5 protein-coding genes and 1 tRNA gene are annotated in these 3,987 nt (G+C 67.6%); 3 read left to right on the top strand and 3 right to left on the bottom strand.

The window, feature by feature from the left end; genetic code table 11:
* The 3 genes from WC555_RS15260 to WC555_RS15250 form a co-directional block, all read left to right on the top strand.
* Positions 1-777: amino acid permease (locus WC555_RS15260; protein WP_373254955.1), on the top strand; the 777-nt coding region annotated here is incomplete at its 5' end.
* A gap of 99 nt (positions 778-876) precedes the next feature.
* Positions 877-961 (top strand) — tRNA-Leu (locus WC555_RS15255).
* Between the two features lie 180 nt (positions 962-1,141).
* Positions 1,142-2,209: a PA0069 family radical SAM protein gene (locus WC555_RS15250; RefSeq protein WP_292128499.1), complete on the top strand. Its 1,068-nt coding sequence runs from the start codon at positions 1,142-1,144 to the stop codon at positions 2,207-2,209.
* 5 nt (positions 2,210-2,214) lie between these two features.
* Here the strand turns inward: WC555_RS15250 and WC555_RS15245 are convergent, their stop codons facing one another.
* The 3 genes from WC555_RS15245 to WC555_RS15235 form a co-directional block, all read right to left on the bottom strand.
* On the bottom strand, positions 2,215-2,625 hold the full coding sequence (locus tag WC555_RS15245) for a PRC-barrel domain-containing protein (protein WP_373254953.1): 411 nt from the start codon (positions 2,623-2,625) through the stop codon (positions 2,215-2,217).
* Positions 2,626-2,824: 199 nt separating this feature from the next.
* Positions 2,825-3,226, bottom strand: a complete 402-nt coding sequence (locus WC555_RS15240) for a hypothetical protein (protein ID WP_373254952.1) — start codon at positions 3,224-3,226, stop codon at positions 2,825-2,827.
* A 2-nt stretch (positions 3,227-3,228) separates the two neighbouring features.
* A partial coding sequence (locus tag WC555_RS15235; protein ID WP_373254949.1) for a class I SAM-dependent RNA methyltransferase occupies positions 3,229-3,987 on the bottom strand: 759 nt, incomplete at its 5' end.

Below are 3,987 nucleotides of genomic sequence, written 5' to 3'. Positions count from 1 at the left end.
ATCCTCGGCGCCCTGATCGTCTGCACCCTGATCTATATGGCCGTCGCCGCCGTCATGACCGGCGTGGTCCCCTACCTCGAGCTGGCCAGCCCGGCGCCGGTGGCCGTCGCCATCGACCGCATGGGTCTGGAATGGGCCAACATCGCCGTGGCCTCGGCCGAAGGCGGTCAGCTGAACCTGATCAGCTTCCTGATCAAGATCGGCGCCATCACCGGCCTGTCCTCCGTCATGCTGGTGCTGTGCTACGGCCAGACCCGGATCTTCTACACCATGGCCCGTGACGGCCTGCTGCCGCGGGTCTTCGCGATCATCCATCCGAAGTTCCGCACGCCGTGGATCGGCACCATCCTGCTGGGCGTCGTCATCGCCATCGCGGCGTCCTTCCTGCCCATCTCGATCCTCGGCGACCTGGTGTCGCTGGGCACCGCCGTGGCCTTCTCCATCGTCTGCCTGAGCGTGATCTTCCTGCGCATCAAGCATCCGGAAATGGAGCGGCCGTTCCGGGTTCCCGGCGGCATCTTCACCGCCGTGCTGGGCATCCTGTCTTGCCTGGCTCTGGCCGGCTTCAACTTCTGGCCGATGATCCAGCACGCCATGGACGGCAATCCGCTGCCGCTCATGATCCTCGGCGGCTACGCCGCAGTCGGGGCCGTGGTCTACATCATCTACGGCTTCTGGAACTCCAAGCTCGCCAAGGGCATCGACATCACCGAGGACCTGACCATGTCCAGCCCGGCTGCGGCCCTGGGCGGCGACGTCGACAACAAGCACGACTGATCTCCGGATCGCTCGCGACGACCAAGGCCCCGGGGTTCGCCCCGGGGCCTTTTTCGTTGCCGCCGCTTCCGGCCTCGCCTAGACGCTGTGACGAACCTGGCGGATGTGGCGGAACTGGTAGACGCACTGGATTTAGGTTCCAGCGCCGCGAGGCGTGGAGGTTCGAGTCCTCTCATCCGCACCATCCTGCTTCGCCCTTCGGGCTTCGCAGCACAGGTCCCGCCAAAGGTAGCCGGGCGAAGCAGGATGCCCTGCGAAGCCTTGGCGAAGCAGGGCTGCCCCCACATCCCGATCGAACCCTGGCGCGACTGACTGCCGCCACAACAGTTCTTGCTTTGTTCCCTTTTCGCGCTACAGTCCACGAATGGCTGAAGCGGTGAAAGGACGAGGCGCCCGATCGAATGCGACGGGCCGGTTCGAACCGGAAACCGTCGAGGCTTTCGATGACGGCTGGACCGGCGACGACGCCGGGGCGGCGCCGCTGCGCACCACCCTGACGCCCGAACACGCCCGGACCATCATCGCAAGGAACACCAGTCCGGACATCGGTTTCGACCGGTCCATCAACCCCTACAAGGGCTGCGAACATGGCTGCATCTACTGCTACGCCCGTCCGTCCCATGCCTGGATGGGCCTATCCCCGGGCCTGGATTTCGAGAGCCGCCTCTTCTTCAAGCCCGGGGCCGCGGGTCTGCTGGAGCGGGAATTCGCGAAACCCCGCTACGTCTGCAAACGCATCCACATAGGCGGCAACACCGACCCCTATCAGCCGGTCGAGCGCGAGCTGAACTCGACGCGTTCGATCCTGGAGGTGATGCAGCGCTTCCGGCATCCGTTCAGCATCATCACCAAATCGGTCCTGATCGCGCGCGACGCCGACATTCTCGGGCCGATGGGCCGGGCCGGCCTGGCCTCGGCCTGCGTCTCCATCACCACCCTCGACCGCGGCCTGGCGCGCGCCATGGAGCCCCGGGCCTCGACGCCGGCCAGGCGGCTTGAGGCGATCGCGCGCCTGGCCGATGCCGGCTGTCCGGTCAGCGTCGGCTTCGCCCCCGTCATCCCCGGGCTCAACGACCATGAGCTGGAATCGGTGCTCGAGGCGGCGTCGAAGGCCGGCGCGAGCTCGGCCATGTACGTCACCCTGCGCCTGCCGCTCGAAATCAAGGACCTGTTTCGCGAATGGCTGGCCGACGCACGACCCGAGCGGGCCGCGCGGGTCATGTCCCTGATCCGCCAGACCCGCGGCGGCAAGGACTATGACGCCGACTGGTCCCAGCGCATGAAGGGGACCGGACCGGTCGCCGAACTGATCGCCGCGCGGTTCAGGGCGGCGGTGAAGCGCTACGGTCTCGACGCCCCGCGAACCCCGGTGGACGAGGCGCAGTTCCGCGTGCCGCCGGAAATGAACAGGCAGATGGATCTGTTCGGCTAGGCCCGTCACCAGTATGGTCGGGCGCCATAGGGCGCATAGTAGGCGAAGAACTCGTCCCGCGACCCGGTGTCGTCCCATCCGCTTAGATCAGACGTTTCAAGCTTCGGAGCCAGCCTGAGCAGCTCCGCCGTGACGTCCACGACATAGCCGCCTCTCCCGGTGTCATAGGTCAGGGCCGACCATGGCAGGGGCTGGTGCTTCTCGCCCAGGCCGAGCAGCCCGCCGAAACTGAGGATGGCGTAGGCGACCTTGCCGCTCCGCTTGTCGATCGCGAGGTCGTCGATCCGTCCGATCTTTTCGTTCGCCTGGTTGTAGACGTCCGAACCGTTGACCCGACCGGCGGGGACAAGAGGATGGTCCAGTTCGGAAGCGCGGGCCTGCGTCCGTTCCGATGTCTGTGCGTCTGCGTCGTGCATGATGAGCTCCGTTGTTATGACAATCCTGTTGAAGGACAGCTTTTCGATCCGTGCGCCTGGATGACGTACAGACCAGCAACAGGACGCGACATCGCTCCGGATTGCGGAATTCAGAATACGCGCCCTATGAAGGCAACAGGTGCTCAGGCGTGAAGTTGCATAACGACCGCGTTACGATCGCAAGCGGCCCGGAGGCTGCTCAATGCTCATCGGCGACCGGGAGATCGATCGCGTTGGTGACCAGTTCCCGCCAGGTCGGGTCGGTCGCATCGACCAGGTCGACATCCTCCATCAGAGCCACCGCCCCGCCGCCGTCGGGCAGGATCAGGCCGAGCACCTCCATCTCCTCGCCGTCAGGACCGAGGTGGGACTCGGCCTGCACCGCCACCGCCGCCTGTTCGCCGTCCTCGTCCCACCAGATCACCGGCTGGGGCAGGTCCATGGCGATCGGGCGCGGATCGTCGGTGTCGGCCAGGGCGAAGATGGCCCGGCGCGCCTGGACATCGTCCAGCGTCGCCACCGCACCGATGAAGGGCGTCAGCCGGGTCCAGTCCTCGGCGTCGAAACCCCCGCCGTCCTCGTCGGGAAGGTTGTCGTTCATCGTCATCGCCTGAACACCCCCACCAGCTCCACATGGGCCGACCACAGGAACTGGTCGACCGGCGTGACCCGTTCCAGCCGAAAGCCGGCGTCGATCAGCACCCGGGCGTCGCGGGCGAAGGTCACGGGGTTGCAGGACACCCCGACCACGACCGACGCCTTCGTCCCGGGCAACTGCCGGGTCTGCTCCAGCGCCCCGGCGCGCGGCGGGTCCAGCACCACGGCGTCGCAGCCGCGCAGGTCGTACGGAGCCAACGGCCGCCGGAACAGGTCGCGCGCCTCGGCCATGACCGGCTTCATGCCGGGGCCGGAGCCGATGCCGGCCTTCAGCGCCGCGATCCCCGCCGCCGATCCGTCCGCCGCCAGCACCGGCGCGACCGTCGCCAGCGGGAAGGTGAAGGTCCCCGCGCCGCAGAACAGGTCGGCGACCTTCTTCGCCCCGCGCACCGCCTCCACAGCGCGCGCGACCATGGCCGCCTCGGCCTCGGGCACGGCCTGCAGGAAGCCGCCGGGCGGCAGGGGCACGATAGCCGGACCGAAGGCCACCTTCGGCTGGCGCTCCATCATCAGCACCTCGCCGGCGAGGCTCAACCGGGCGAGGCCGACCGCCGCCGCCATTTCAATGGCCCGCATCCGGGCGTCGCCGGACAGGCCGCCGGACCGCCGCTCCACGCCGGTCACATCGACGTCCAGCCCGGTCAGGGTCGCCGTCACATGCAGGGTCGGGGCGGATTTCGGATGCTCGAGGAAGGCCTCGGCCAG

It is taken from the genome of Brevundimonas sp., assembly GCF_041648615.1.
Classification (GTDB): domain Bacteria; phylum Pseudomonadota; class Alphaproteobacteria; order Caulobacterales; family Caulobacteraceae; genus Brevundimonas.
Note: the sequence above shows the minus strand (reverse complement) of the source record. Positions and strands in the feature narration are given on the sequence as shown.